The organism is Mesorhizobium sp. M1A.T.Ca.IN.004.03.1.1 (genome assembly GCF_003997555.1).
In the GTDB taxonomy this organism is placed as follows: Bacteria; Pseudomonadota; Alphaproteobacteria; order Rhizobiales; family Rhizobiaceae; genus Mesorhizobium.
The window spans coordinates 1,153,302-1,179,020 of record NZ_RZTV01000001.1 but is presented as its reverse complement, the minus strand read 5'-3'; the positions used below and the strand labels follow the sequence as shown (position 1 = coordinate 1,179,020).

22 protein-coding genes, 1 tRNA gene and 1 pseudogene are annotated in these 25,719 nt (G+C 64.0%); 6 read left to right on the top strand and 18 right to left on the bottom strand.

Annotated features, from left to right (window positions below; all coding sequences use genetic code 11):
• Positions 1-141 precede the first annotated feature (141 nt).
• From EOD29_RS05585 to EOD29_RS05575, 3 genes are all read left to right on the top strand, one after another.
• Positions 142-1,692, top strand: coding sequence for a sodium:proton antiporter (locus EOD29_RS05585; protein ID WP_067002561.1), 1,551 nt, complete (start codon positions 142-144; stop codon positions 1,690-1,692).
• A 112-nt stretch (positions 1,693-1,804) separates the two neighbouring features.
• Positions 1,805-2,722, top strand: a complete 918-nt coding sequence (locus EOD29_RS05580; protein WP_067325867.1) for an endonuclease/exonuclease/phosphatase family protein — start codon at positions 1,805-1,807, stop codon at positions 2,720-2,722.
• 7 nt (positions 2,723-2,729) lie between these two features.
• Positions 2,730-3,575, top strand: a complete 846-nt coding sequence (locus tag EOD29_RS05575) for an EamA family transporter (RefSeq protein WP_067002559.1) — start codon at positions 2,730-2,732, stop codon at positions 3,573-3,575.
• On the opposite strand, the gene EOD29_RS05570 is transcribed toward EOD29_RS05575, so the two are convergent.
• The 14 genes and pseudogenes from EOD29_RS05570 to EOD29_RS05505 form a co-directional block, all read right to left on the bottom strand.
• Positions 3,562-4,797, bottom strand: coding sequence for an MFS transporter (locus EOD29_RS05570; RefSeq protein WP_164763691.1), 1,236 nt, complete (start codon positions 4,795-4,797; stop codon positions 3,562-3,564). The genes EOD29_RS05575 and EOD29_RS05570 overlap by 14 nt on opposite strands.
• Before the next feature lie 92 nt (positions 4,798-4,889).
• Positions 4,890-5,202: pseudogene (locus EOD29_RS05565) on the bottom strand (Dabb family protein).
• A 10-nt stretch (positions 5,203-5,212) separates the two neighbouring features.
• A complete protein-coding gene (locus EOD29_RS05560; protein WP_127246096.1) occupies positions 5,213-6,841 on the bottom strand; it encodes a choline dehydrogenase in 1,629 nt (542 codons plus the stop codon).
• Positions 6,842-6,853: 12 nt separating this feature from the next.
• Positions 6,854-7,615, bottom strand: coding sequence for a 3-ketoacyl-ACP reductase (locus tag EOD29_RS05555; protein WP_127246095.1), 762 nt, complete (start codon positions 7,613-7,615; stop codon positions 6,854-6,856).
• Positions 7,612-9,114 carry a GMC family oxidoreductase gene (locus tag EOD29_RS05550; protein ID WP_127215739.1) on the bottom strand — a complete coding sequence of 501 codons (1,503 nt, stop codon included), beginning with the start codon at positions 9,112-9,114 and terminating at the stop codon, positions 7,612-7,614. Before EOD29_RS05550 ends, EOD29_RS05555 begins: the two co-directional genes overlap by 4 nt.
• A 106-nt stretch (positions 9,115-9,220) precedes the next feature.
• Entirely contained in the window at positions 9,221-10,336 is a 1,116-nt protein-coding gene (locus EOD29_RS05545; RefSeq protein WP_067325879.1) for an ABC transporter ATP-binding protein, read from the bottom strand.
• Positions 10,337-10,359: 23 nt separating this feature from the next.
• Complete coding sequence (locus tag EOD29_RS05540; RefSeq protein WP_067325882.1) at positions 10,360-11,304, bottom strand: carbohydrate ABC transporter permease; 945 nt, start codon at positions 11,302-11,304, stop codon at positions 10,360-10,362.
• Positions 11,301-12,260 carry a sugar ABC transporter permease gene (locus EOD29_RS05535; protein WP_067002547.1) on the bottom strand — a complete coding sequence of 320 codons (960 nt, stop codon included), beginning with the start codon at positions 12,258-12,260 and terminating at the stop codon, positions 11,301-11,303. Before EOD29_RS05535 ends, EOD29_RS05540 begins: the two co-directional genes overlap by 4 nt.
• A 186-nt stretch (positions 12,261-12,446) precedes the next feature.
• Positions 12,447-13,700: an ABC transporter substrate-binding protein gene (locus EOD29_RS05530; protein WP_127246094.1), complete on the bottom strand. Its 1,254-nt coding sequence runs from the start codon at positions 13,698-13,700 to the stop codon at positions 12,447-12,449.
• Between the two features lie 59 nt (positions 13,701-13,759).
• The gene (locus EOD29_RS05525; protein ID WP_127246093.1) at positions 13,760-15,271 is read right to left on the bottom strand and encodes an aldehyde dehydrogenase family protein; all 1,512 of its coding nucleotides are present in this window, start codon (positions 15,269-15,271) and stop codon (positions 13,760-13,762) included.
• An 11-nt stretch (positions 15,272-15,282) separates the two neighbouring features.
• Entirely contained in the window at positions 15,283-16,059 is a 777-nt protein-coding gene (locus EOD29_RS05520; protein WP_127246092.1) for an enoyl-CoA hydratase/isomerase family protein, read from the bottom strand.
• The gene (locus EOD29_RS05515; RefSeq protein ID WP_127246091.1) at positions 16,052-17,653 is read right to left on the bottom strand and encodes an acyl CoA:acetate/3-ketoacid CoA transferase; all 1,602 of its coding nucleotides are present in this window, start codon (positions 17,651-17,653) and stop codon (positions 16,052-16,054) included. The genes EOD29_RS05520 and EOD29_RS05515 overlap by 8 nt, the downstream gene beginning before the upstream one ends.
• A complete protein-coding gene (locus tag EOD29_RS05510) occupies positions 17,650-18,666 on the bottom strand; it encodes a Gfo/Idh/MocA family oxidoreductase (protein ID WP_127240047.1) in 1,017 nt (338 codons plus the stop codon). Before EOD29_RS05510 ends, EOD29_RS05515 begins: the two co-directional genes overlap by 4 nt.
• Complete coding sequence (locus EOD29_RS05505; RefSeq protein WP_095800485.1) at positions 18,663-19,715, bottom strand: LacI family DNA-binding transcriptional regulator; 1,053 nt, start codon at positions 19,713-19,715, stop codon at positions 18,663-18,665. The genes EOD29_RS05510 and EOD29_RS05505 overlap by 4 nt, the downstream gene beginning before the upstream one ends.
• Before the next feature lie 230 nt (positions 19,716-19,945).
• On the opposite strand from EOD29_RS05505, the gene EOD29_RS05500 reads away from it, so the two are divergent.
• Complete coding sequence (locus EOD29_RS05500; RefSeq protein WP_127246090.1) at positions 19,946-21,100, top strand: dihydrodipicolinate synthase family protein; 1,155 nt, start codon at positions 19,946-19,948, stop codon at positions 21,098-21,100.
• A 466-nt stretch (positions 21,101-21,566) separates the two neighbouring features.
• Here EOD29_RS05500 and EOD29_RS35815 read toward each other — a convergent pair whose 3' ends face one another.
• From EOD29_RS35815 to EOD29_RS05490, 3 genes are all read right to left on the bottom strand, one after another.
• Complete coding sequence (locus tag EOD29_RS35815; protein WP_156751095.1) at positions 21,567-21,740, bottom strand: hypothetical protein; 174 nt, start codon at positions 21,738-21,740, stop codon at positions 21,567-21,569.
• A gap of 126 nt (positions 21,741-21,866) precedes the next feature.
• A tRNA-Val gene (locus tag EOD29_RS05495) sits at positions 21,867-21,941 on the bottom strand.
• A gap of 215 nt (positions 21,942-22,156) precedes the next feature.
• Positions 22,157-22,519: a response regulator gene (locus EOD29_RS05490; protein WP_006199474.1), complete on the bottom strand. Its 363-nt coding sequence runs from the start codon at positions 22,517-22,519 to the stop codon at positions 22,157-22,159.
• Positions 22,520-22,684: 165 nt separating this feature from the next.
• Between EOD29_RS05490 and EOD29_RS05485 the strand changes: the two genes are divergently transcribed.
• A complete protein-coding gene (locus tag EOD29_RS05485) occupies positions 22,685-23,626 on the top strand; it encodes an N-formylglutamate amidohydrolase (RefSeq protein WP_127246089.1) in 942 nt (313 codons plus the stop codon).
• A gap of 304 nt (positions 23,627-23,930) precedes the next feature.
• Positions 23,931-24,704 (top strand): histidinol-phosphatase, encoded by a 774-nt coding sequence (hisN, locus tag EOD29_RS05480; RefSeq protein ID WP_127246088.1) that lies wholly within the window; start codon positions 23,931-23,933, stop codon positions 24,702-24,704.
• 20 nt (positions 24,705-24,724) lie between these two features.
• Here the strand turns inward: hisN and EOD29_RS05475 are convergent, their stop codons facing one another.
• Positions 24,725-25,681, bottom strand: coding sequence for an alpha/beta hydrolase (locus tag EOD29_RS05475; RefSeq protein ID WP_127246087.1), 957 nt, complete (start codon positions 25,679-25,681; stop codon positions 24,725-24,727).
• Positions 25,682-25,719: the final 38 nt, after the last annotated feature.

The following is a 25,719-nucleotide window of genomic DNA, read 5'->3' as shown; positions in this document are numbered from 1 at the left end:
TGAATAGTGAATAGTGAATGGTAGTCAGCGAAGAGAGCACTTTACGTGCTCGAATTATCTCTGATGATGCCCATTCACCATTCACCATTCACCATCGCTTTTTGCAGTGCCAATGGCCTGGTTCCATCGCTACGATGAGTCATGGCGCTTTTCGAGCTCACCCTCATCCTGCTTCTGATCGCCGTCGGGCTGACGGCGTTGTCGCGATGGCTGGGGATACCTTATCCCTCCCTGCTGGCCTTGGCCGGAGTGGGGATCGCCTTTCTGCCAGGTGCGCCGACCATCGAGATCGACCCGGAACTGGCGCTTGCCCTGTTCATCGCGCCGGTGCTTCTCGATGCCGCCTATGATACGTCGCTGCGCGACCTGAAGCGCTACCGGCTGTCGCTGGTGCTGCTGGCGTTGGGCGCGGTCGTCTTCACCACCGTGGTCGTCGCCTTCGTCGGCTGGAAAATGGCCGGTCTGCCGATCGCGGCGGCGATCGCGCTCGGCGCCATCGTCGCGCCGCCGGACGCCGTGGCGGCGAGCGCCGTGCTCGGCCAGTTCAAGGTGCCGCACCGCCTCAACGCCATCCTGCAAGGGGAGAGCCTGCTCAACGACGCCACGGCGCTTCTGATCTACCGCATCGCCGTTTCGGCCGCGGTCGGCTCGGTCATGCTGAGCGATGCGGTGCCGGTGATCCTTCTGTCGACGGTCGGCAGCGTCGCCGCCGGCTATCTGTTCGGCCGCCTCTCGCTGCTGACGCTGACGCGCATCGAGGATGCGGCAAGCAGCACCGTGGTGCAGTTTGCCGGAACCTTTGCCGTCTGGATCATCGCCGACAGGATCGGCCTTTCCGCCATCATCACCATCGTCGTCTATGCCATCACCATCGCGCGCACCGCGCCGCGCCAGATGTCGGCCAGACGCCGCGTCAGCACCTACTCGGTCTGGGAGTCGGCAGTGTTCGTGCTCAATGTGCTGGCTTTCGTGCTGATGGGCCTGCAGGCCCGGTCGATCGTCGGCAGGCTCTCCGGCGATGGGCAGGGCGATGAATTTGTCTTCGCCGCAACGGTGCTGGCCGTTGTCATCGTGGCACGCCTCGTCTGGGTGTTTGGCTACGTCGCGATCATACGGCGGTTCGCCCGCTTCGACAGCAAAGAGCAAAGGCGGGATGCGCCGACATTCGGGGGCGCCTTGCTTGTCGGCTGGTGCGGCATGCGTGGGCTGGTGAGCCTGGTGGTGGCCATTGCACTGCCGGCCAATTTCCCTGGCCGGGACCCGATCGTGCTTGCCGCCTTCGCGGTCGTGCTCGGCACGCTGGTGCTGCAAGGCATGAGCTTGAAGCCGCTGCTGCGCTGGCTCAATTTCGAAGAGGATACGACGATAGATCGCGAAGTGGCGCAGGCACGCGTTGCCATCATGGAAGCCGCGCTCGACGTCCTGAGCCGCAAGACGTCAGCCGCTGCGGACGTCGTGCGCGAGCAGTACGAGGCCCAACGCAAGATCGCCGAGAATCCCGAGGATGCGCAGGCGGCCACCGAATACGACCGGCTGCGCCTCTATGCCATCAAGCGGCAGCGCGATAGGCTCGAAGAATTGCGCCGCGACGGTACGATCGGCGACGAAGCCTATCACCGTCTGGAAGAAGAAATCGACTGGTCCGAGCTGGCAGCATCGCCGGCGGGGCGGTTCCAGTCGCTCACGACCTAGACGATGCCAGGGTCGGCGGTCATCGCTGGACCATTCCGCACGTCGATGGCGTCCATTGCAACGCGATGGCCGAGGCGCTAGTGCCGTGGCCGGATATTCAGCCGGTTAATCGATGAAGCTGGTCAGCTACAACATCCAGTACGGCTACGGCAGCGACGGCCGCTACGATCTGGTGCGCGCCGCGCGCCTCGTCGACGGCGCCGACATCATCGCCCTGCAGGAAGTGGAGCGGCACTGGCAGCGCAGCAACGGCGACGACCAGCCGGAAATCCTGTCCAGGCTGCTGCCCGACTATCACTGGGTCTACGGTCCGGCCTTCGACATGGACGCCAGCGAAAAGCGTGATGGGCGCATCGTCAACCGCCGCAGGCAGTTCGGCACGATGCTTCTGTCCAAGCTGCCGATCGTCTGGTCGCGGCTGCATGCGCTGCCGCTGCGCCGCACGCTCAAGCCCCTCAACACGCGCAACGCCGCGCTGGAGTGCATGATCCGGACGCCGGCGGGATCGGTGCGGGTTTTCTCGCTGCATCTTGCCCATATCGCGGCCGAAGAGCGGCTGGAGCAAATCGACTATCTGCTCGCCGAACAGCGCCGCGCGCCGTCCGATGGCGGTCCCTGGAGCGGCGCCGATGACGAGCCGCAGCGCAACTGGGCGAATGGCGAGCCGGAGCCGGAAAACCCGCTGGCGGCGATCTGGCTCGGCGATTTCAACATGGAGCCGGGAAGTGCGGAATACCGGCGCATCGTCGGCAGCACGCCCTATCATCGCGGCGCCGTCTATATCGACGGGTTCGTCGATGCCGCAGCCGTCGCCGCCAAGCCGGTGGCGGACTTCCACACGCATGAAAAGATCATCGAGGGCAAGCTGGCGAAACGCCGGCTCGATCATTGCTTCGTTGGCGGCGTCCTGGCCGGGCGGGTGCGTTCCGTGAGCGCCGATATCGGCGAAGTGGCCTCCGACCATTTCCCGCTCAGGGTCGATATCGATCTGGAAACGCCAGGCATCGCCGCTAGGCTTGCAGGCGGGTGAGGCGGGCATGACGCTTTTCGTCTTCCTCGCGGTGCTGTCGGCGGCCGCCATGCACGCGATCTGGAACGCGCTGGTCAAGGTGCACCTCGACCGCTTCCTGTCGATCACCTTGATGACGCTCGGCATGGGGGCTGCGGCGCTGCTGGCGCTGCCTTTCGTTGAAGTGCCGAAAGCCGAGGTCTGGCCATTCATCCTCGCCTCGGTCTTCTTCCATATGGGCTACCGGACGTTTCTGATCGGCGCTTACAAGGCCGGCGATTTCGCTCAGACCTATCCGCTGGCGCGCGGTACCGCGCCGCTGCTCTCCGCGCTCGGCGGCATCGTTCTGCTCGGAGAGATACCGGCGCCACTCTCCATCTTCGGCATCGTGCTTCTGTCGGCAGGCACGCTGGTCATGTCGTTTCGCGGCGGTGTGCATCTTGAACGGTTCAATCTGCGCGCCGTCAGCTTCGCGCTCGGCACATCGATCTTCATTGCCAGCTACACGCTGTCGGACGGCAGCGGCGCGCGGCTGGCGGCAACCGCGCAAAGCTATGCGGCCTGGCTGTTCGTCTGCGATGCGCTCTGGGCGCTGGTGCTGTGCATCGCCTTTCGCGGGCCACAGTCGCTGCCCCTGCTGGCGCGGGACTGGAAGGCAGGCCTCTTCACCGGCGTGCTCAGCGGCGCCGCCTACTGGATCGTGATGTGGGCGATGACCAAGGCGCCGATCGCCTCGGTGGCGTCGCTGCGCGAGACCTCGATCCTGTTCGCCATGCTGATCTCGGTGCTGGCGCTGGGCGAGAAGATGACGGCATGGCGCGCCGCCGCGGCGCTGGGCATCGTCGCGGGCGTGGTGGCGCTCAGACTGGGCTGACTTCCCGGTCGATCACGGTCATGACCTCGCCACGCTTCTCGGGGCTGAACCGGATGACGACGATGATGCAGATGGCGACCACGCCGGCAAACAATGCCAGCGCGTAGCCATAGCTGCCTCCCGGCGCTTCGGCGATGCCGGCCTGATATGGGCCGCCATAGGAGGCCGCCAGATTGCCGGCCTGGTAGATGAAGCCAGGCAAGGTCGCCCGCACGGAGCCCGGCGATAGCTCGTTGAGATGCACCGGAATGACGCCCCAGGCGCCTTGCACCGCCACCTGCATGATGAAGGCGCCGAGCGCCAGCATGAAGGGCGTCGTCGTATAGGCCCAGAGCGGAATAGCCGGCAGGGCAATGACGCAGGCGAGCGTGATGGCGTTTATGCGCCCGATCTTCTCCGACAGCGCGCCGAACGCCAAGCCGCCGACAATGGCGCCGATATTGGCGACGATGGTGATCCAGCTCACCGTGTGCGGATCGAAGCCATGCTGCTTCTTCAGGAAGGTCGGGTACAAGTCCTGCGTGCCATGGCTGAAGAAGTTGAAGAACATCATCAGCACCACGGCATAGAGCGCGATGCCCCAGTGCTTCTGCAGCGTTACGAGAAGACCCGGCCGCGCCTGCGCCCGGCCTGAGACGAAGGCGGGCGATTCCGGCACGTGCGAGCGGATGAAGAGCACGATCAGCGCCGGTACGAAGCTCAGCAGGAACATGGCGCGCCAGCCGAAGGTGAAATCGCCGATCTTCTGGCCGTAGAGCAGCCCATAGACAACTGCCGCCAGCAGATATCCCGCCGGATAGCCGCATTGCAGGATGCCCGAAACCATGCCGCGGGCGCTGGGCGGAATGGATTCCATGGCGAGCGAGCTGCCAAGGCCCCACTCGCCGCCCATCGCGATGCCGAACAGCGCCCGAAGGGCCAGGAATATGCCGAGATTGGGCGAGAAGGCCGCCAGCGCCCCGATCACCGAATAGCTGACGATGTTGAGCATCAGCAGCGGTTTGCGCCCATATCTGTCGGCCAGCATGCCGAACAGGAACGCGCCGATGAATCGCGTGGCCAAGGTCAGGAACAGCGCCTTGGAGACCGCCGGGACATCGGTGTGGAATTCAGCGGCGATATCGGTGAGCAGGAATGTCAGAAGGAAGAAATCAAAAGCGTCGAGCGTCCAGCCCAGGAAAGATGCGAGTACGGTTTTCTTCTGCTCCGAGGTGAGACTCAAATCGCTGCTCCTTTGCATCCGCGAAAGGAACGATATGTTCCATGCAGTGCAAAAGAGAACGGGTTATTTGCCGGTTTCCGATCAACCGGCGGTCACATTTCCGTAAACTCCAAGTCGAGGACCATCAGCCCGTCGGCGCCCCCTTCGAGCGCCGCTACCAGGCGAGCGCCGGCGCGCTGATGCGCCTCGTGCGCCAGATAGGCGTCGCGGGCGGCAGCATCGCGGAAATCGATGGTAAAGCCATGGCCGAAACCGCGCGCGAACGGCTCCGGGCTGACATTGGCGCTGAACCTTGCCCATGCCGTCGATGGCCGGGCGCAGCGCTTCGAGATCGGCATGAATCGCGGCGCGCTCGGCGGCGGAGGTGCCGTCGCCGAAGCGGACAAAGACGCAGTGGCGGATCATTGTTCTCCCCTCAAGCCGCCTTATTGCCCTTGAACACGGCCGGCGGCAGCGGCTCGCGTCCGAGGATCAGATCGGCGCCCTTCTCGCCGACCATGATGGTCGGCGCATTGGTGTTGGAGGAAGGGACACGCGGCATCACCGACGCGTCGCAGACCCGCAGGCCGTCGATGCCGCGCAGCCTGAGATCGGGCGCCACCACCGCCATCGCATCATGGCCCATGCGGCAGGTGCCGACGGGATGGTGATCGGTCTTGGACGAGCGGCAGGCATAGTCGAAGAGATCGGCGTCGCTTTGCAGGGCAGGGCCGGGCAGCACCTCGCGCTGCACAAAAAGCTGCAGCGCCTTCTGCCGCATGATCTCGCGCGCCAGCCGCAGGCCCTTGATCGACATGTCGCGATCGTAGGAATTGGACCAGTAGTTCGGGTCGATCAGCGGATGATCGGCGGGATCGTCGCTCTTCAATCGCACGGTGCCGCGCGAGCGCGGGCGCAGGAAGGCGGAGTTCAGCGTCACGCCGGGATTCTTCAGTTTTTCGACGCCCGCCTCAATGCCGGAGCCGAGACCGAGATGGAACTGGATGTCGGGCGAGGCGGCGGTCGGATCGGCGTACCAGAAGCCGCCGGTCTCGAACAGGCTGGAGGCGACGGGGCCCTTCTTCAGAAGCACGTATTGCAGGCCGGCCCACATCGTGCGGTGCAGCTTGGCATAGTTGTCATAGGTGTGGTCGCCGGTGCATTCGGCGATCACGAACAGGTCGAGATGGTCCTGCATGTTGGAGCCGACGCCGGGCAGGTCATGGACCGGCGTGACGCCGACCGACTTCAGATGATCGGCCGGGCCAATGCCGGATTGCATCAAGAGCTTCGGCGAGCCGATGGCGCCGGAGGAGATGATCACCTCGCGTTCCGCGCGCAGGATCGTCTTCTCTCCGCCCCGCTTGTCGACGATCTCGACGCCGATGGCGCGGCCTTTCTCGACGACGACGCGGGTGACGAGTACATCGGTCCTGACCGTCAGGTTCTTGCGGGCGCGGATAGGCTTCAGATAGGCGACCGAGGCGGAGGAGCGCCGCGCGTCCTTCTGGGTGAGCTGGTAATAGCCGACGCCTTCCTGGCTGGCGCCGTTGAAATCCGGATTGAAGGGGATTCCCATCTCCTGGCCGGCGCGGAAATAGGCCTCGCAGATCGGCAGCGGCGAGATCGGGTTGGAAACGCCGAGCGGCCCCTGATCGCCGTGATAATCGTTGGCGAAGCGCTGGTTGTTCTCGGCGCGCTTGAAATAGGGCAGCACATCGCGATAGCCCCAGCCGGCCAAGCCCTCTTCCTTCTCCCAGGCGTCATAGTCGCGGGCGTTGCCGCGCGTGTAGATCTGGGCGTTGATCGACGAGCCACCGCCGACAACCTTGGCTTGGGTGTACCAGAAGACGCGGTCCTTCATGTGCTTCTGCGGCACCGTCGACCAGCCCCAGGAAGCGATGCCCTTGGTCATCTTGGCGAAGCCTGCCGGCATGTGGATCAGCGGGTGCCAATCCTTGCCGCCGGCTTCGAGCAGCAGCACCGAATTGGTCGGCTCCTCGCTCAGCCGGTTGGCCAGCACGCAACCGGCCGGTCCGGCGCCAACGATGATGTAGTCAGCCATGGTTCCACTCACTCACAGACGAGGCACGGAGAGCGCGCCGTCGACATCGATGACCGATCCGGTTGCAAAGCCGAATTTTCCGCTGGCAAGTGCGGCCACCACAGCGCCGATATCGGCGCCATCGCCCCAGCGTTTGGCCGGCACCAACCCGCCGTCTATCAACGCGTCATATTTTGCGGATACGCCTGCCGTCATGTCGGTGCGAATGATGCCCGGCCGCACCTCGAACACGCCGATGTTTTCCGCGGCGAGCCGCAGCGCCAGGTTCTTCACCCACATCGAAAGCCCTGCCTTTGAGATGCAATAGTCGGCGCGCTCCGGCGAGGCCATTGTCGCGCTGACCGAGGTGATGGTGACGATCGACCTCGCAAAGCTGGCGGGTGTCGCCAGCATCGCCTTGGCGACGGCCTGGCTGAGGAACACCGTGCCGCGCAGATTGATATTTAGCGCGTGGTCGAAATTATCAGGCTTCAATTCCAGAAGGTCGCCGCGCACGACGGCGCCTATGCCGGCGTTGTTGACGAGGCAATCGATGCTGCCGAAGGCGTCCACCGCCGCCGCGACCAGTTTTGGATGGCCAGCGAGATCAGCGATGTCACAGCTGGCATAGGCGAATTTCGCGCCGCGCGCGGCGATGCTTTCGGCAAGTCCATCGGCCGGCTTGTCCGCAAAGTCGGCAACAAGAATATCGAAGCCGGCATCGGCCAGCGCCTCAGCGCAGGCAAGGCCGATGCCGCGCGCGCCGCCGGTGACGATGGCTGCCGGGCGGGTCATGCCGCGAACTCCGTCTTGCGGATATGGTCTGCCACGCGCAGCGCCTGGGCTGCGATCGACAGCGCCGGATTGACCGCCGCCGAGGTCGGCAGGAAGCCGGCGTCCACGACGAACAGGTTCTTATGGTCGTAAGCACGACAGAACGTATCGAGTGGCGCCGTCGCGGGGTCGTTGCCCATCCGCACGGTGCCGCACTGGTGCGAGGGCGTGCGCTTGTCGAACGGGCGCGACAGCACGATCGGGTAACCGCAGGCGCGGAAGTTTTCGCGCATCACCGTGGTCAGGCCTTCCAGCGACTGCATGTTGGAGCGCCGCCACTGCATGACGATCTCCTTGCCGTCGACCAGGATGCGGCTTTCAGGATCGGGCAGGTCCTCGCACATCAGGTACCAGTCGACGGCGTGGCCGGCCATGAAATCGAGCGCGAATCTTGGCGCCAGCTTCACATTGGCCCGCAGCATGTTGCCGTCGATCTTGCCGAGCAGTTGCACATTGCCCAGCGGCTTGCCGCCCTTGCCGCCCGACAGATAATAGTCGTTGAGCATCAGCGTCTTCTGGTAGACGGCGTCGTTGCGGCGGCGCGGGTCGATCGCCAGCATCGCGCTCGAATTGTGGTTCATGAAATTGCGGCCGACCTGGTCGGAACTGTTGGCGAGGCCTTTGCCGTTTGTCGAGGGCGAGCGCAGCAGGATGACGGCGGAGTTGATCGCGCCGGCCGATAGGATGACCAGCTTCGGCGAGAGCGTCCTTTGCGCGCCGTTCTGCGTGTAATGAATGGCGGCAATCGATTTGCCGTCCGGCGAGGCCTCGAGCCAGTCGACATGGGCGCCGGTTTCGAGCTTGATGTTCTTGTCATTGAGCGCCGCCGCCAGAGGCCCGGTCTGGGCGTCGACCTTGCCTTGCCCGGTGTTCGGAAAAGCATCCCAGCCGGTCTTGCCCTCCTTCAGCCAGGCTTCGATGTCGACGCCGAGCGGCAGCGAGGCAGGATGCAGGCCTAGGCCTTTGAGCTCGGCGCGAGCACGCGCGATCGAAGGTTCGTCGGGCACCGGCTTGAAGGCATAAGGAATCGAATGGAACGGCTCGGTCGGATCCTCGCCGAGCGCGCCGCGCACGCGGAAAAGCTGCTCGGCCTTCGAATACCAGGGTTCGAACTCGTCATAGGAAAACGGCCAGGCCGGCGAGACACCGCCGAAATGCTCCAGCTCGGAGAAATCCTCCTTGCGGTAGCGGATCAGCACCGCGCCGAAAAATTTCGAGTTGCCGCCGACATAATAGTAATTGCCGGGGTTGAACGCGGCGCCGCCGGCCTCGCGCCACATCTCCTTCGGCCGGTAATGCCCGTCGACGAAGATCGAGCGCGTCGAGCGCGCATGCGGCGTCGCGGGCAGCGGTTCACCGCGTTCCAGGATCAGGATCGAGGCGCCGCTGCCGGCCAAGCCGGAGGCGATCGTGGCGCCGCCGATGCCGGAGCCGATGATGACGATATCCGGATTTGTCATGGTCTAAAGCGCGTCGTGTTTGAACTGACCGGGACCACGCGCTTTAGATCTTTGTCTTGACGCATGTCGCTGCCCCAAAACCGGATCCACTTTTGGGCGACATGCATCAGAGAATGCGCTTCTCGGTCGCCGGATCGAAGAACACCGCCTTGCTGAGATTGAAGGCCAGCGGCGTGCTGGTGCCGGGCTGGATCCTGGCGTCGGCGCGCAGCCGCGCCACCACGCCCTTGCCGCCGAGATTGGTGACGGCGAACGTGTCCGATCCCGCCGGCTCGACCACTTCGATGTGGCAGTCGGCGGTGGCGATTTCGGATCCGTTGCGCTCGGCGCCTTCTGGATCGGTCAGCGCTTCCGGGCGCACGCCGAAGATGACCGGCTTGTCCTTGAAGGCCGCAAGGCCGGTCGGCGCGCCGGGCAGCGACAGCGTGATCGGTTGGCGGGCCTCACGATCGAGAACAACGGAAAGCCCGCTGCCATTGGCGCCGATCTTGGCCGGGATCAGGTTCATCGCGGGCGAGCCCATGAAATCGGCGACGAAGATATTGGTGGGGTTGTTGTAGACTTCGGCCGGCGTGCCGAACTGCTGTACCTCGCCGTCGCGCATCACGGCGATCTTGGTCGCCAGCGTCATCGCCTCGATCTGGTCGTGGGTGACATAGACGATCGTGGTGCCGGTCGTGGCGTGCAGGCGCTTGATCTCGATGCGCATGTCGACGCGCAGCTTGGCGTCGAGGTTGGAAAGCGGCTCGTCAAACAGGAAGAGTTTCGGGTCGCGCACCAGCGCCCGGCCCATGGCGACGCGCTGGCGCTGGCCGCCGGAAAGCTGGCTGGGCTTGCGGTTGAGCAGGTGACCGATCTGCAGTATCTTTGCCACCTTGTCGATCGCCGCCTGGCGCTCCGCCGCCGGCACGCCGCGCATCTCCATGCCGAAGGCGATGTTTCCGGCAACCGTCATGTTCGGATAGAGCGCGTAGCTCTGGAAGACCATGGCGATGTCGCGCTTCGAGGGATGCAGATCGTTGATGGCGCGGCCGTCGACACGGATCTGGCCCTCGGTGATGGTTTCCAGCCCGGCAATGGTGTTGAGCAGCGTGGACTTGCCGCAGCCGGACGGGCCGACCAGCACAAGGAAGCCGCCCTTTTCGAGCTCGACATCGATGCCCTTCAGGATCTCGACATTCCCGAAGCGCTTCTTCAGCCCATCAATTTCCAGAAAAGCCATGGTCGTTCCTTCAGAAAATAGGGTCAGCCCTTGACCGCGCCGGCCATCAGCCCGCGCACGAAATAGCGGCCGGCGACGACATAGACGATCAGGGTGGGGAGCGCGGCGATCATCGCCGCGGCCATGTTGACGTTGTATTCGACGACGCCGGTCGAGGTGTTGACGACATTGTTGAGCGCCACCGTCATCGGCATCACGTCGCCGGTGCCGGCGTAAGCGGAAGCGAACAGGAAGTCGTTCCAGATGTTGGTGAACTGGTAGATGACGGTGACGACGAAGATCGGCATCGAGTTGGGCAGCATGATGCGACGGAAGATCTGGAAGAAGGAGGCGCCGTCGACCTGCGCCGCCTTCACCAGTTCGGTCGGGAAGGCCTCGTAATAGTTGCGGAAGAACAGCGTGGTGAAGCCGAGGCCGTAGACCACATGGACGAAGGCCAGGTTGACCGTCGAGTTGCCGAGGCCGAAGTTGAACCCCGTCGCGTTCTGCAGGCTGGCGCCGAAGCGGCCGATGCTGCCGAGGATGGTCGCCATTGGCAAGAGCACCGACTGGAACGGAATGAAGCAGGCAAACAGCATCATCGCGAAGACCAGCGTGTGGCCGCGGAAGCGCCATTTGGTCAGCACATAGCCGTTGAGAGCGCCGAGCAGCGTCGAGATCAGCACCGCCGGCACCACCATCTTGATGGAGTTCCAGAAGTAGCCCTTGATGCCGGCACAAGTCAGGCCGACGCAGGTTTCGCCCCAGGCCTTGAACCATGGCGCGATGGTCGGCGACTGCGGCAGCGCCAGCATGTTGCCGTTCTGGATCTCGTCCATGGTCTTGAACGAGGTGACCAGCATCACGAAGAGCGGCATCAGGTAGAACAGCGCGAACAGCGCGAGCAGCCCGTAGATGACGATGCGGTTGATCGTCCTGGCGCTGACGCCGCTCGATGCCTGGCTGGCCGGTGAGGTGACGGCGCTCATCGCGGCTTCTCCCTGAGCTCGGAATAGAGATAAGGCACGATGATCGCGGTCAAAGTCATCAGCATGATCACCGCGCTCGCCGAGCCGACCGCCATCTCGTTGCGCTTGAAGGTGAACTCATACATGAAGTTGGAGGGCAGCCAGGCCGAACCGCCCGGTCCGCCGCTGGTCAGCGCCACGACAAGGTCATAGGACTTGATGGCCAGATGCGCGAGCACGATAAAGGCCGACAAGAACACCGGCCTGAGCAGCGGAATAACGATGCGACGGTAGAGCTGGAAGGTGGTGGCCCCATCGATCTGCGCGGCCTTCATGATCTCACCGTCGATGCCGCGAAGCCCGGCCAGAAACATCGCCATGATGAAGCCGGAAGCCTGCCAGACGCCGGCGATCACCACCGTGTAGATGACGAAATCCTTGTTCTTGATCCAGTCGAAATGGAAGCTCGTCCAGCCCCATTGGTGTAGGGTCTGCTCGAGACCGAGGCCGGGGTCGAGGAACCACTTCCAGGCGACGCCGGTGACGATGAAGGAGAGCGCCATCGGATAGAGATAGATCGGCCGCAGCATGCCTTCGCCGCGGATCTTCTGGTCGAGCAGGATGGCCAGGAACAGGCCGAGCGCCAGGCAGATCAGGATGTAGAGGAAGCCGAAAATCCCCATGTTGGTGATCGAGGTGTACCAGCTCGACGGCGGGTCGCTCTCGAAGGTCCAGCGCCACAGCCGCTGATAGGCGCGGGCGCCGGTGATGTCGTAGGATGGGAAGGTCTTGGAATTGGTGAACGACAGATAGATCGTCCATAGGATGAAGCCATAGACGAAGACGATCGTCGCCGCGAAGCTCGGCGCCAGGACGATCTTCGGCAACAGGTCCTGCAATCGCGAGCGGACGGAGGCGCCAGGACGGGCGTCATGTTCCGGCGTCAGCTTGATTTGGGTTTCGGCGACTGTGCTCATCGGCTCATCCAGTACCGGTTATTGGGGACCAGCCAGCGTGCGGCGCACACAAGGCAGCAATCCCGTATATCGTCTCGACAGGAGACCTCCCCCGCCGGAGCGGGGGAGACTCGAGTGGTTTTGTTTATGCAATTCCGAACGGAAAACCGCTATGCACTTTTCCTGGAATTGCTCCAGCAAAACGCCTTACTTGGCGTCGTCGATCGCCTTGACCAATTCGGTCGCGGCTTCGTCCGAGGTCTTGATCTGGCCATGGACGAACTTCGAGATGACGTCCTTGTAGGCGTTGGCGACAGCCGGGGGCGCGCCGTAGCCCTGGGCCAACGAGCCGAACAGCTTGCCGCCTTCGTTAGCCGCCTTAAGGTCGGCGATGCCCTTCTTGCCGCAAGCATCGAAGTCGGTGTCCGGCACGTCGGTGCGGGCGGGGACCGAGCCCTTCACGACGTTGAAAGCCGACTGGAAGCTCTTCGACAGGGTGGCGGTGGCCAGAGCGACCTGCGCGGCCTTGCGGTCGTCCGGAACGTTGAACATGCCGAACATGTCGGAGTTGTAGATCACCGAGCCGTCGGTGCCCGGGAAGCGGTAGCAGAGGAAGTCCGTGCCCGGGGTCTTGTTGGCGGCGTGGAACTCGCCCTTGGCCCAGTCGCCCATGACCTGAACCAGCGCATCGCCCTTGATGACCATGGCGGTGGCGAGGTTCCAGTCGCGGCCCGAGAAGTTCGGGTCGACATAGGTGACGAGCTTGGCGAGGTTGTCGAACGACTTCTTCATCGTGTCGGACTTGAGCGACTCCTCATCGAGGTCGTTCATCGCCTTCTTGTAGAATTCCGGTCCGCCGGTCGACAGCACGACGGAGTCGAACATGGTCGCTTCCTGCCAGTTCTGGCCGCCAAGCGCCAGCGGGATGACGCCAGCGGCCTTGGCCTTGTCGAGCAGGGCGATGAAGTCGTCGAAGGTCTTCGGCTCGGTGCCGCCGATCTTGTCCATCACGGCCTTGTTGATCCACAGCCAGTTGACCGAGTGGACGTTGACCGGAGCCGCGACCCACTTGCCGTCATAGACGGAGAACTTCTGCAGGGCGGCCGGAACGCTCTTGTCCCAGCCTTCCTTCTTGGCGGTCTCGGTGAGGTCGCCCATGACGCCAGCAGCGGCATAGTCGAGCACGGTGTAGCCCAGCATCTGCGAGGCAGTCGGATAGTTGCCGGCCGCGACCATCGCCTTCAGAGCGGTCATGGCGGCGTCGCCGCCGCCGCCGGCCACCGGCACGTCCTTCCAGGCATAGCCTTCCTTGGCCAGATCCTGCTTCAGCACGTTCAGAGCAGCCGCTTCGCCGCCCGACGTCCACCAATGCAGCATCTGCACTTCCTTGACGTCCGCGGCATGCGCCGAGAACGCAAAGCTCGTCGCAAGAGCCGTTCCGATAAGCAGTTTGCGCAACATGTACTACCTCCCTTGTTGCATTCACATAACCGGCGGGGTGACCGCCGGGGTCTCCCAACTCAGCCGAGCCACCATCCGGTGCGCTGGCCGCGATGAAACTGGATTGTCTTTTCCTCGGTATAGTCCTCGACGGCGCGTTTGCCGAGTTCGCGTCCGAGACCGGATTGCTTGTAGCCGCCGAAGGGCAGTTCGGGATAACCCTCCATGAACGTATTCACCCAAACCGTCCCCGAACGCACACCGCGCGCCACCGACATGCATGTGTCGATGCTGGCGCTCCACACTCCCGCAGACAGACCATAGGGCGTGTTGTTGGCGATGTGCAATGCCCTTTCAATCGTTTCAAAAGTGAGCACGGACAGCACCGGCCCGAAGACTTCCTCGCGCGCGATTTCCATGTCCTCGGTAACATTGCGGACAATGGTCGGATCGAGATACTGGCCGGCGTTGGAGGCGAGCTGTTCGCCGCCGCTGAAGACGCTGCCGCCGCCGGTTTTGGCCGCCGTCACATAGCCGGCTACCTTTGCCATGTGGTCGGCCGAGATCATCGCGCCGACCTTGGTGCGGTCGTCAAGCGGGTCGCCGACTTTCACCCTCTCGGCCAGCGCCTTGACTGCGCCGAGAAAGTCGTCCGCGATCGCCTCATGCACGATCAGCCGACTGCCGGCATTGCAGCATTCGCCGGCGTTGAAGAAGCCGCCGAAGACTGCGGCATCCGCCGCTGCTTCGAGATCGGCGTCGGGGAAGACGATCTGGCCGTTCTTGCCGCCGAGCTCCATCGACACCTTCTTCAGCGAACTGGACGCCGCCGCCATGGTCATCTTGCCGACGCGGGTCGAGCCGGTGAAGGACACCATCTCAACCAGCGGATGGCTGACCATTGGCGCTCCGACATCGCTACCCAGGCCAGCGAGGATGTTGACGACACCCGTCGGCAGGCCGGCCTGCAGCAGGATATCGCCGAGCACGAAGGTCGACGCCGAGGTCATCTCGCTCGGCTTGACCACGGCAGTGCAGCCGGCGGCGAGCGCGAAGGGCAGTTTCTGGCTGACGATCAGGAAGGGAAAATTCCACGGCGTGATGATCGAGACGACGCCGATCGGCTCGCGCAGCACCACGCCCAGCATGTCATCGCCGAGATTGGCATAGCTCTCGCCATGGAGCGTGCGAGCAAGCGAAGCGGCATAGCGCCAGATGTCGACGGCGCCGCCGATCTCGCCGCGCGCCTGCGCGATCGGCTTGCCGGATTCCAACGCGTCGAGCCTGGCAATCTCTTCCAGTCGGCCCTCGATCAGATCGGCCGCCTTGAGCAGCACCGCGGCGCGTTCCGAAGCCTTCATGCGCGGCCATGCGCCGGCCTCGAAGGCCTTGTGCGCGGCCTGCACCGCAGCGTCGACTTCCGCAGCACCCGCCTGCGCATAGCGTGAAACCGCAAAACCGTGGCCGGGGCTGTTGCGTTCGATCGTGCGGCCATCCCGGGCACCGACATGTTTGCCGTCGATCAGAAGCTTGTAGCTCTTCGGCGCCTGAGACGCTTCGACCGGCATGGAAATGTTAAGCGGTGCGTTCATCGTATCTTCTCTCAAGATCTCGAAAAGTCCGGCTTGTGCCTGGCCTTGAAGGCGCCGACACCGGCCTTGAGATCGCCGGTGAGCGCAATGAAGCCGCTGGCCAGCGCTTCCGTCGCGGCGGCGTCTTCCTCGCCTTCGGCAATGCCGATCATCAGCTTGGCGGCCTCGGTTGCGAGCGGACCACGCTCGGCGATCTTTTCTCCCCAGGCTTTTGCTTCATCCAAGGCCTTGCCGGTTTCGACGACGCGGTCGACGACGCCGAGGGCAAGCGCCTCGTTCGCCAGCAGGACTTCGCCCCCTATTGCCATGCGCCGCACCGTTTGCGCGCCGAAGCGGCGCACGGCGCGCTGCGTACCAGACCAGCCGGGCACGACGCCGATCGAGGTTTCGGGAAAGCCGAGCTTGATCTGGGTTTCGGCGACGCGGAAATCGCAGGCGGCGGCCAATTCCAAGCCGCCGCCCAGCGCATGGCCGGACAGCACGGCGATGGTCGGTTGCCGAAGCCGCGCCAGCCGGTCGAAGACACGATGGCCGTAGCGCACCCATTGAACCTGGAAATCGGCGGCGCTTAATTGTGCCCAGGCCTCGACGTCGCCGCCGGCGCAAAAACCCTTGCCTTCGCCGCTGATGAGCACGACACGGACACCCTCGGCCAGCTCGGCCTTGTCGAGCGCGGCTTCGAGCGCGCGCAGCATCGGAATGTCGAGCACGTTGAACTTTTCTGGCCGCCTGAGCGTCACGGTACCGATCGCGCCATCCTGCTCGAAGGTGACGAGGCGCTCAGCCATGCGCGCCTCCAAGTGAAGCGCCGCCGTTGAGCGACAGGCCGATCGGCCGATCCTGATAGAGCGACGCCGGCGTGATCTTGAGGTCGTTTGCGACGGCGAGCGGAGTGTCGGCCTGCGCCAGCACATCGCGTTCGAGATCGATGCCGGGCGCCAGCTCGGTCACCATCAGCCCGGCCTGGGTCAGCTTCATCACACAGCGTTCGGTGACATAGGTGATGTCCTGGCCTTGCGCGACCGCGCGCTTGCCGGAGAAGGAGATATGCTCGACCTCCTCGACGATCTTTTTCACCTTGCCTTCCTGGTCGATGCGGAGGGTGCCGTTCGCCAGCGAAATCTTGGCGCCAGCATTGAAGAAGCCGGAGAAGACGATCTTCTTCGCCCGCGCGGTGATATCGACGAAGCCGCCGGCGCCAGCCGTCACATGCGGTCTCGCCGAAAGCTTCGACACGTTGACCGAGCCGTGGCAGTCGATCTGCAGGAAGGACAGGAGCGAGGCGTCAAAGCCGCCGGCCTGGAAATAGATGAACTGGTGCGGCGAGGGCATGATCGCCTCGGCATTCGAGGCGCAGCCGAACTTGAAGTCGAGCAGCGGCACGCCGCCGACCGCGCCCTGCTCGATCACCCAGGTGACCTTGCCGTGCTGGCCTTCCTCGAGAAGAATGCGCGGCACGTTGGCGGAGATGCCGAAGCCGATATTGACCGCCATGCCGTCGCGCAACTCCATGGCGACGCGGCGCGCGATCACCTTCTGGATGTTCATCTCCGGGGTGCGGAAGGTGGAGAGCGGCCGGAAGATCTCGCCCGAGATCGCCGGGTCGTAAGCCGTCTGCGTCGTCTGCAGCTGATCGGGCGCGACCACGATATGGTCGACCAAGACGCCGGGCACGCGCACATCGTGCGGCTTGAGGGTGCCGTTCTCGACGATGCGCTTAACCTGCGCAATGACGATGCCGCCATTGTTGCGGGCAGCCAATGCCTGTTCGAGACCGCCGAGATAGGCGCCCTCATGCTCGTAGGTGAGGTTGCCGCGCTCGTCGGCGGAGGTGGCGCGGATGATCGAGACGTTGGGGACGATGGCGCGGAAATAGAGCCACTCCTCGCCGTCGAACTGCTGCACCGAGACGATCGGCTCGCTGGCGGCGGCGTTCATGGCGCAGCCCTGGTGGCGAGGGTCGGCGAAAGTGTCGAGGCCGACCTTGGTCAGCACGCCGGGACGCTTGGCGGCCGCCTCGCGATGCATGTCGAAGAGGATGCCGGAGGGCACGTTGTAAGCCGCGACCGAGTTGTCGCCGATCATCTGCCAGATCCGCGGCGGCTCGGCGGAGGAGGGGCCTGACGGATACGAGCCGCAGAGCGTGCGTTTGAGCAGGCCAGGCTTGGCGAGATGGTCGATGCCCTTGATGCCGTACATGTCGCCGGCGGCGATCGGGTGCAGCGTGGTGATCGCTCTCGGATGCCCTTCCGCATCGAAGCGCTCGCCGATCGCGGCGAGCACGGCGTCGGGGCAGCCGAGGCCGCTCGAGGACGACACCGAGACAACCATGCCGTCCTTGATCAGGCTGGCGGCATGCGCTGCCGTGACGAGCTTGCTCACGCGAGGCTCCCGAGTTGCGGATCGATGATCACGGCCTTGCCGGTCTTCGATGATTGTAGTGCTGCTTCGGCGGATGCCAGCGACCAAATGCCGTCCTCGCCGGTGGCCGAAGGCTGGCCTTCGCCGCGGATCGCGGCATGGAACTGGCGCAGCGAGCGGGTGTAGAGGTCCTCGCGATCGAAGTTCAGCTCTTCCTCGCCATTTGCAGTGCGCAGCAGCACCGAGCCGACCGGCTTCTGCGTCATCACATCGGTGGCGATCAGCGAGCCCTCCGACCCATGCACTTCGAAACCGATGCCGGCGAACTTGGTCGTGAAGCCTTCATGCGATTGCGCAATGACGCCGGACTTGAAGCGCCAGATGCACATCGCGCCGTCCTCCAGCCCGCCGCCGGCCATGCCGGCCGACTGTGTGAAGGCCGAGATCTCGACCGGATCGTCGCCGAGCACGAAGCGCAGCGTGTCTGCATCATGCACCGTGATGTCGAGCACCACGCCGCCCCCGGCTTCAGGCCTGGTGATGCGCCAGCCCTGCAGGCTTTCAGGCAGATAGACGGAATGGAAGACACGCGCGGCGATCGGTTTGCCGATACGGCCGGTTGCGATTGCCTCGCGCATCGCGCGGTGCGCGCCGGCATTGCGCAGATGATGGTTGGTGCCGAACACGATGCCGGCTTTCCTGGCCACCGCCACCATCTTGCGCGCATCGGCGCTGGTCAGCGCCAGCGGCTTTTCGCAGAGCACATGCTTGCCGGCCTTGATGGCGGCCAGCCCCTGTTCGAGATGCAGCTCATTGGTGGTCGAGATGTAGACGGCATCAATGTCCGAGCCAAGCAGCGCATCGAGCGTCGAGACGGCTTTAGGAATGCCGTTTTCCTTGGCGTAGCCTTGAGCCCGCTCTGCGCTGGAGCTCATCACGGCGGCAACCTCGCCGTCGGCCTGCGCGCGAATGGCGTTGATCATGAACTGCCTGGCGATCGTGCTCGCGCCGATCAGGCCCCATCTCACGCTCATGCCGCGTCTCCCATTCCAGTGCCGTGCGCGCTGCGGCTCGGGCCGCAGCTTTCCCTGACGACGAGGCTGACCGCGCCGATATGGTCCTCGGCGCGCGTCGTGCGCGACTGGATCATCTTCAGCATGACGTGCGCGGCGCGCTCGCCGAGGCCTGGGGTGTCGACGGCGACGCTGGTCAGCGCCGGCATGTAGTGCTCGGCTTCGGCCACGTCGTCGAAACCGACCACGGCGAAGTCGGCCCCGGCCTCCAGGCCGCGCTTGCGCAGCGCGAGCATGACGCCGAAAGCGACGGCGTCGTTGAAGCAAAGCGCGGCTGTCGGCGGCTCGGCTGCCGCAAGCGCGGTCTCCAGGCAGGCCATGCCGCCTCTGCGGCTGGTCTCGCCTTCGACGATCGTTCGGTTGGCGGCCGGGATGCCAAGCGCCTCGCAGGCCTCGATGAAGCCGCCGAGCCTGTCGTGATAGACAACGAGGTCGGACGAACCGCCGAAGAAAGCCAGCCGGCGGTGGCCTTTGCCGATCAGATGCTGGGTGGCGAGATAGGCGCCGCGATGGTTGTCGGGCGCGATTGCCGGGATGCGGCTCTCGGGCAGGCGGCGCATGGCGAAGACGACCGGCACGCCGGCAGCCTCGATGCGGCGGAAGGCGCCGGGCGTGGTGCCGCGCGCCGGCGAGACGATCAGACCGGCGACGCCCTGTTCCAGCAGCGACTTCAGCACTTCTTCCTGGCGGACCGGATTTTCCGCGGTGTTGGCGATGAAGGGCACGATGCCTGCGGCCTGAAAGACGCGCTCCATGCCAACCGCCAGCTCGGCGAAGAAGGGGTTGGTGAGATCGTTGATCACCATGCCGATGACGTTGGAATGCGCCTTGCGCAGGTTGGCGGCGCCGCGGTTGTAGACATAGCCGACATCCTCGATCGCCTTGCGGACCTTGACCGCGGTCTCAGGCCGGATCAGCCCGCTGCCTTGCAGCACGAGCGATACCGTCGATTTGGACACGCCGGCCTCGCGGGCGATGTCCAGGATCGTCGCCTTGGCCCGGCTGGCCATATCCGTGCTTCCTCCGCGTCCGGCGCTAAAATTTATTGGAACGTTCTAAACATTGCGTCAAACCGGAGTCAACTGGGAATCATGTCGATTTCGAAAAATTGATCGATGGCCAGAAAATGTATGGGTTTAGGGCCGCAGCGCTGCGTTGGATCGCTTCAGTCGCAGGGATCATAAAGGTTCTTGATTTATTGGAACGTTCCATCTATAGGCTGCCACAAAGGGAGATTTCGATGGACATCATCCTGCCTGCGAAGAATGGCGATCGTGTCGGCTACCGGCTGGTCGGCCAACCGGCGCAGCCCATCATCGGCGCGGATTTCCCGCGCCTCGCCTATGCCGCCGCCCATGTCGTCGCCAACCCCTTCGCCATGACCGATCCCTGGTCGCGGCCGGCGGTCGAGTGGGACAAGACCATGGCATTCCGTCATCATCTGTGGCGGCTCGGCTTCCGCATCGCCGAGGCGATGGACACCTCGCAGCGCGGCATGGGGTTCGACTGGGCGAGCGCGAAAGAACTGATCCGGCGCTCGATCGCCGAGGCGCGCACGGTGAAAGGCGCCGATCTCGCCTCCGGCGCCGGCACCGACCATCTGGCGCCGGCCGCGGCAAGGACGCTCGACGATGTGATCCGAGCCTATGAGGAGCAGTTCGCCTTCATCGAAGGCGAGGGCGGCAAGGCGATCATGATGGCAAGCCGCGCGCTGGCGGCCGCGGCCAAAGGCCCGGACGACTATGCCCGCGTCTACGACCGGATCCTCAGCCAAGCCTCCGGCAAGGTGATCCTGCACTGGCTGGGCGACATGTTCGATCCGGCGCTCAAGGGCTATTGGGGCAGCAATGATTTCGATACCGCCCTGGACACCGTGGTCGCCATCATCGAGCGGCACGCCGACAAGGTCGAAGGCATAAAGATGTCGCTGCTCGACGCAGGCAAGGAGGTGCTGCTGCGAGACCGCCTGCCTGAAGGCGTGGTGATGTTCACGGGTGACGATTTCAACTATCCGGAGTTGATCGCGGGCGACGGCAAGAGGCACTCGCATGCGCTGCTCGGCATCTTCGATGCCATCGCCCCGGTGGCCAACCCCGCGTTGGCCAGGCTCGCCGAGGGCAACCGGGCCGGCTATGACGCGCTGATGGCGCCGACCGTGCCGCTGTCGCGCAAGATCTTCGAAGCCCCGACGGAATATTACAAGGCAGGCATCGTCTTCATGGCCTGGCTGAATGGCCACCAGGATCATTTCACCATGGTCGGCGGCATGCAGTCGGCACGCGGCGTCTGCCACTACGCCGATGTTTTCCGCCTCGCCGATCAGGCGGGATTGCTGGCCGATCCAGATCTCGCCGTCGCTAGAATGAAAGCGCTGTGCGCCGTCTCGGGCGTCTGAGAGGGATACGCCTCTCGCTTCCCCTGCCGCTGGCGAAGAGCGTAACTTTGATATCGGGCTTGGACCGGCAGCAGTCGAACTTCAGCTGGAAGGGGTGGGCACTGCCGTCACGGACCATCAGTAGGCCGGCCGATCGGCAGTAGCGCACGTCCCGCAGGCCCAGGTTTAGACCCCAGGGACTTTGCGAGAAATCCGCTTCAACCGGTGCGGATCGATCTGCGGTTCTGTGTCGATGAGCTTCTGCCTCGAACGATTGATCACATCTCTCGTTTGGGCGAGGAGCTTCCTGTCGCTCTCGGCTTGAAGAGGGCGCGGACGTGGGTTGTCGGGAATTTGGTCTCGCATGACGCGTCTCCGGTCTTGGTTCAGACGGGAGCGCGGTCGCTGTCTCTCACCCGCCGGCGTCCTTTGCTGGTTGCCGACGATGAAGGTTAACTTGCGAGCGTCAGATCAGTTGCACGGTGCGTTAGATCTTCTGGGCCTTGCCGGAATATCCAGGCTCGCTCTCGGGCCGATTGCACCGGATCCGTCGCGCTTGTTGCCGTTCGGCATCGACTTCGGCTCGAAGCCGATACCGCTCGGCGCGCAATTTGATGGAATCTATATAGACCTTCCAGAAACGGTCGTCGTCTTCGGCCATTGCAGCCAGTCCCCATTTGGCGTGCAACGGAACGCGTCCGCTTTGGTTCCGGAGTGCGGTTGGAAATCTTCGCCCCGGAGTTTCTGTGCCAATCGGCACATTGGGTTAGCTAAGTTATTGAAAGGATGGTGGGCGTGACAAGGATTGAACTTGTGACCCCTGCAATGTCAATGCAGTGCTCTCCCGCTGAGCTACACGCCCATCCGAAGCCGCGCATACACCATTTTTGGTCCGGCACGTCAATAGCAGGAACAAGAAAAGAAAGCTCCGTTTCGCCGCAGCGGCGGAAGCGCCGATGCCTAAAGCGCGTCGCGTCGAAACGGGTTCGAGTGACGCGCTTAGATCTTTGTTTTGTGGATGTCGTTTTCCCAGCCGCTGCGCCGTTTTGGACGACATGCGCCGGCCGGAAAAACCCTTTAGGCGGCCTGAAGCATCTTCTCGACCTCGTTGACGAGATCGCGCAGATGGAACGGCTTCGACAGCACCTTGGCGTCCTTGGGCGCCTTGGAATCCGGATTGAGCGCGACGGCAGCGAAGCCGGTGATGAACATGACCTTGAGATCCGGATCGATCTCAGTGGCGCGGCGGGCAAGCTCGATGCCGTCCATCTCCGGCATGACGATGTCGGTCAGAAGCAGCGAAAAAGGCTCCTCGCGCAGCCGCTCATAGGCGCTGGCGCCGTTGTCGAAATCGCTCACCTGGTAGCCGGCGCGTTCCAGCGCCTTGACGAGGAACCGGCGCATATCGTCGTCGTCTTCCGCCAGAAGAATGCGTGCCATCGTATCCCGTCCGAATCACCCGCCCCAAGCCTGCCGCCGGGCAAGCCCGTTAACCATCCTGTATATGAGGAGGAGACGGTAAACATCAAGTGAACGTTGGCCTTGTCGCGACCACTTCGACTGTGCGTTTCGCGGGGCTGAAATGCTGGACATGCCGGGCGCAAGATGTCAGTTTCGCATCATGATGCAGTGCTTCGTCCTGGTTCGTTCAAATTGAAGACGGCAGCCGAGGATTTTTCGGTCACACCACCCTTCGAAATCCGGTCGGGCGCCGAGCAACGCGTAGCTTTCCTGTTCAACTCGCCGCATAGCGGCCGCCATTATCCCGAGCGCTTCCTGGCCATGGTGCGGCTCGACCGCAACGCCATACGCCGGTCGGAGGATTGCTATGTCGATGAGCTGTTCGGCGGCGCCGTCGCGCTCGGCGCGCCCATGCTGGCGGCAAATTTCCCGCGCGCCTATCTCGACGTCAATCGCGAACCGTGGGAACTCGATCCGCGCATGTTCGCGGAGCCGGTGCCGTCCTTCTGCAACATCCGCTCTGCCCGCGTGGCGGGCGGGCTGGGCACCGTGCCGAAGCTGGTGGGGGAAGGGCTCGATATCTATCCCGGGCGTCTGCCGCTCTCCGAGGCCGTGGGACGCATAGAGGCCGTCTACAAGCCCTACCACGAGACGCTGAAGCGGCTATTGACCAGGACCCACGCCAGGTTCGGCTATGCCGTGCTGATCGACTGCCATTCGATGCCGGCCAGCGTCCGGGTCGGCGACAATGGCGCGCGGCCGGACTTCATCATCGGCGATCGTTTCGGCATTTCCGCCAGCGCGGCTCTAACCGAGAGGGCGATCGGCCTGCTCACCGGAATGGGCTACGCTGTCGCTTATAACAAGCCTTATGCCGGCGGCTTCATAACCGAGCATTACGGGCGGCCGGCGCGTCATCTCCACGCGCTGCAGATCGAGGTCAATCGCGGGCTCTACATGAACGAGCGGACATTCCAGAAATCGGCCGGCTTCGACGCTTTAGCCGACGACCTGACGCGGTTTTCGGCCGAACTGATTTCGATGCCCGGCCATCATTTCCTCGACCTGCCGCTCGCCGCCGAATGACGGCAGCGCTGCGATCCGCGGCTCAAAAAAAGACCGCATCGTTTTCACGACACGGTCGAAGTCTAGGGAGGAAACGCCCAAGGAGGGCATGGACAGGATAAGCTGTCCGAGAACAAAAGTATTGTGCGATGCACAAATGTCAATCGACTTCAGGCTTTTTTAATTCAATATGATGTGCAAATCCGGTTTCGGCGCCTGACGTGTGACTTTGAGGCAACAGGCGAGGGCGCCTGACCCGGTTGCACGCTCCGGTCCGACAAGAAGACAGCAGCTGCCGGATGGTTGCCGCAACGGGGAGAGTGGGTTGGATATCAGCATCGACTTCATGCGGCGCATCGCGCGTGCCGCCGCCGCCGAGACCTTGCCTCGCTTCCGCAGCCAGGCCGCAGTCGCCAATAAGCTGGCGGAGAGCTTCGATCCGGTGACGGAAGCCGATCGCGAGGCCGAGCGGGCGATCCGGGCGCTTATCTCGGCGGAGTATCCCGATCACGGCATCCTCGGCGAAGAGCATGGCAGCGAGAACATTTCGAGCCGGCATGTCTGGGTCATCGACCCGATCGACGGCACACGCGCCTTCATTTCCGGCCTGCCGGTCTGGGGAACGCTGGTCGGACTGACGATCGACGGCGATGCCGTCGCCGGCCTGATGTCGCAGCCCTTCACCGGCGAGCTGTTCTATGCCAATGCCTCCGGCTCGCATTACGAAGGCCCGGGTGGCCCGCGCAAGCTCGCGACGCGCAAGACGACGCAGCTTTCGCAGGCGACCCTGTTCACCACCACGCCGGCGCTGTTCAAGGGCGCGGCGCGCAACCGCTATGACGAGTTCGAGAAACAGGTGCAGCTCGCCCGCTACGGCACCGACTGCTACGCCTTCGCCATGGTGGCGGCGGGCAGCGTCGATATCGTGGCCGATCCGGGTTTGAAACCCTACGACATCGTGGCGCTGATCCCGATCATCGAGAAGGCGGGCGGCGTCGTCACCACCTTCGAAGGCGGGCCGGCGGAAAACGGCGGCGACATATTGGCGGCGGCGACGCCGGAGTTGCACGCCGCGGCAATGGCGGCGCTGCGCGGCTGATCCGCGGCGTCGTTCCGTGATCAGGCAGCGTCGCCGGTTCCCGGAACAAAAGCATCGAAGGCCGCCAGGAGCTGCTCGCGAAAGAGATCCCTCTCCTGCAGGATCTCATGATGCGCGCCGTCGATCATCAACAAAGAGCCGACGCGCAGCCGTCTGGCATAGGATTCGACCGCCTTGGTAGAGACCACCTGGTCGGCGCCGGCGGCGACGATCAGCGTCGGTACCTGGATGCTTGCCATGAAATCGGGATCGCTGACCGCTTCCGCGGCTGCGGCTGCGGCCTTCAGCCAGCGGATGGTCGGACCACCGAGTCCAAGGTGGGGCCAGGCCCTGTAAATGTCGGTATTGCGCCGGTAGCGCTCCGGGTCGGACGTCACCTTGTTCATTTCGAAGGGCGTCGGCAATTTCGGGCGCGGCCCCCAGGCGGCATAGAGGCGGCCGAGGCCCAGCGCGCAGAACACCGCGCAGACGCGCCTTATGGTGGCGATCGAAACCCGCAAGTCGGGCACGGCCAGGAAAGGCGCGATCAGCACCATGCGCCGCACCCGGTTGACCATCGACGGCGAGGCAAGCAGCGCGATCACTGCTCCCGTCGAATGGGCGAGGATGTAATAGGGACCGCGGCAATCGGGCAGCACGATCTCCTCGAAGAACTGCTCGAGATCACGGGTGTAGTCACGGAAGCTGCGGACATAGCCGCGCTGCCGGTCGCGCAGCAGGCGGCTGGAATCGCCCTGGCCGCGCCAGTCGAGGGTGGCGACGCCGAATCCGCGGTCGGCGAGATCGCGGATGGTCTCGAAATATTTCTCGATGCACTCGTTGCGGCCGGTCAGCAGCACCACCGTGCCCTGGAGCGGGCGGGCGACGGCGGCGAAAACGCCGTAGCGGATCTTCCTGCCGTCGCGGGTGGTGAAGAAGCCGCCGGCAGCGTTCTGCGGCGGCGGATTGCCCTCAGTCAGATAGAAAAGGTCCGTCATTCGGCGCTTCGTTGATTGCTTCTTGCCCGAGCGGGCCA

What these genes read in the sequence shown, in the direction of transcription:
- EOD29_RS05505 (WP_095800485.1), bottom strand. Translation starts at nt 19,715, where the DNA reads ATGGCCAGCCGGGCCAAGGCGACGATCCTGGACATCGCCCGCGAGGCC.
- EOD29_RS05535 (WP_067002547.1), bottom strand. Translation starts at nt 12,260, where the DNA reads ATGAGCACAGTCGCCGAAACCCAAATCAAGCTGACGCCGGAACATGAC.
- EOD29_RS05580 (WP_067325867.1), top strand. Translation starts at nt 1,805, where the DNA reads ATGAAGCTGGTCAGCTACAACATCCAGTACGGCTACGGCAGCGACGGC.
- EOD29_RS05560 (WP_127246096.1), bottom strand. Translation starts at nt 6,841, where the DNA reads ATGGCTGACTACATCATCGTTGGCGCCGGACCGGCCGGTTGCGTGCTG.
- EOD29_RS05530 (WP_127246094.1), bottom strand. Translation starts at nt 13,700, where the DNA reads ATGTTGCGCAAACTGCTTATCGGAACGGCTCTTGCGACGAGCTTTGCG.
- EOD29_RS05475 (WP_127246087.1), bottom strand. Translation starts at nt 25,681, where the DNA reads ATGACGGACCTTTTCTATCTGACTGAGGGCAATCCGCCGCCGCAGAAC.
- EOD29_RS35815 (WP_156751095.1), bottom strand. Translation starts at nt 21,740, where the DNA reads ATGGCCGAAGACGACGACCGTTTCTGGAAGGTCTATATAGATTCCATC.
- EOD29_RS05545 (WP_067325879.1), bottom strand. Translation starts at nt 10,336, where the DNA reads ATGGCTTTTCTGGAAATTGATGGGCTGAAGAAGCGCTTCGGGAATGTC.
- EOD29_RS05585 (WP_067002561.1), top strand. Translation starts at nt 142, where the DNA reads ATGGCGCTTTTCGAGCTCACCCTCATCCTGCTTCTGATCGCCGTCGGG.
- EOD29_RS05500 (WP_127246090.1), top strand. Translation starts at nt 19,946, where the DNA reads ATGGACATCATCCTGCCTGCGAAGAATGGCGATCGTGTCGGCTACCGG.
- EOD29_RS05520 (WP_127246092.1), bottom strand. Translation starts at nt 16,059, where the DNA reads ATGGCTGAGCGCCTCGTCACCTTCGAGCAGGATGGCGCGATCGGTACC.
- EOD29_RS05485 (WP_127246089.1), top strand. Translation starts at nt 22,685, where the DNA reads ATGTCAGTTTCGCATCATGATGCAGTGCTTCGTCCTGGTTCGTTCAAA.
- EOD29_RS05540 (WP_067325882.1), bottom strand. Translation starts at nt 11,304, where the DNA reads ATGAGCGCCGTCACCTCACCGGCCAGCCAGGCATCGAGCGGCGTCAGC.
- EOD29_RS05550 (WP_127215739.1), bottom strand. Translation starts at nt 9,114, where the DNA reads ATGACAAATCCGGATATCGTCATCATCGGCTCCGGCATCGGCGGCGCC.
- EOD29_RS05510 (WP_127240047.1), bottom strand. Translation starts at nt 18,666, where the DNA reads ATGAGCGTGAGATGGGGCCTGATCGGCGCGAGCACGATCGCCAGGCAG.
- EOD29_RS05525 (WP_127246093.1), bottom strand. Translation starts at nt 15,271, where the DNA reads ATGAACGCACCGCTTAACATTTCCATGCCGGTCGAAGCGTCTCAGGCG.
- EOD29_RS05575 (WP_067002559.1), top strand. Translation starts at nt 2,730, where the DNA reads ATGACGCTTTTCGTCTTCCTCGCGGTGCTGTCGGCGGCCGCCATGCAC.
- EOD29_RS05555 (WP_127246095.1), bottom strand. Translation starts at nt 7,615, where the DNA reads ATGACCCGCCCGGCAGCCATCGTCACCGGCGGCGCGCGCGGCATCGGC.
- EOD29_RS05490 (WP_006199474.1), bottom strand. Translation starts at nt 22,519, where the DNA reads ATGGCACGCATTCTTCTGGCGGAAGACGACGACGATATGCGCCGGTTC.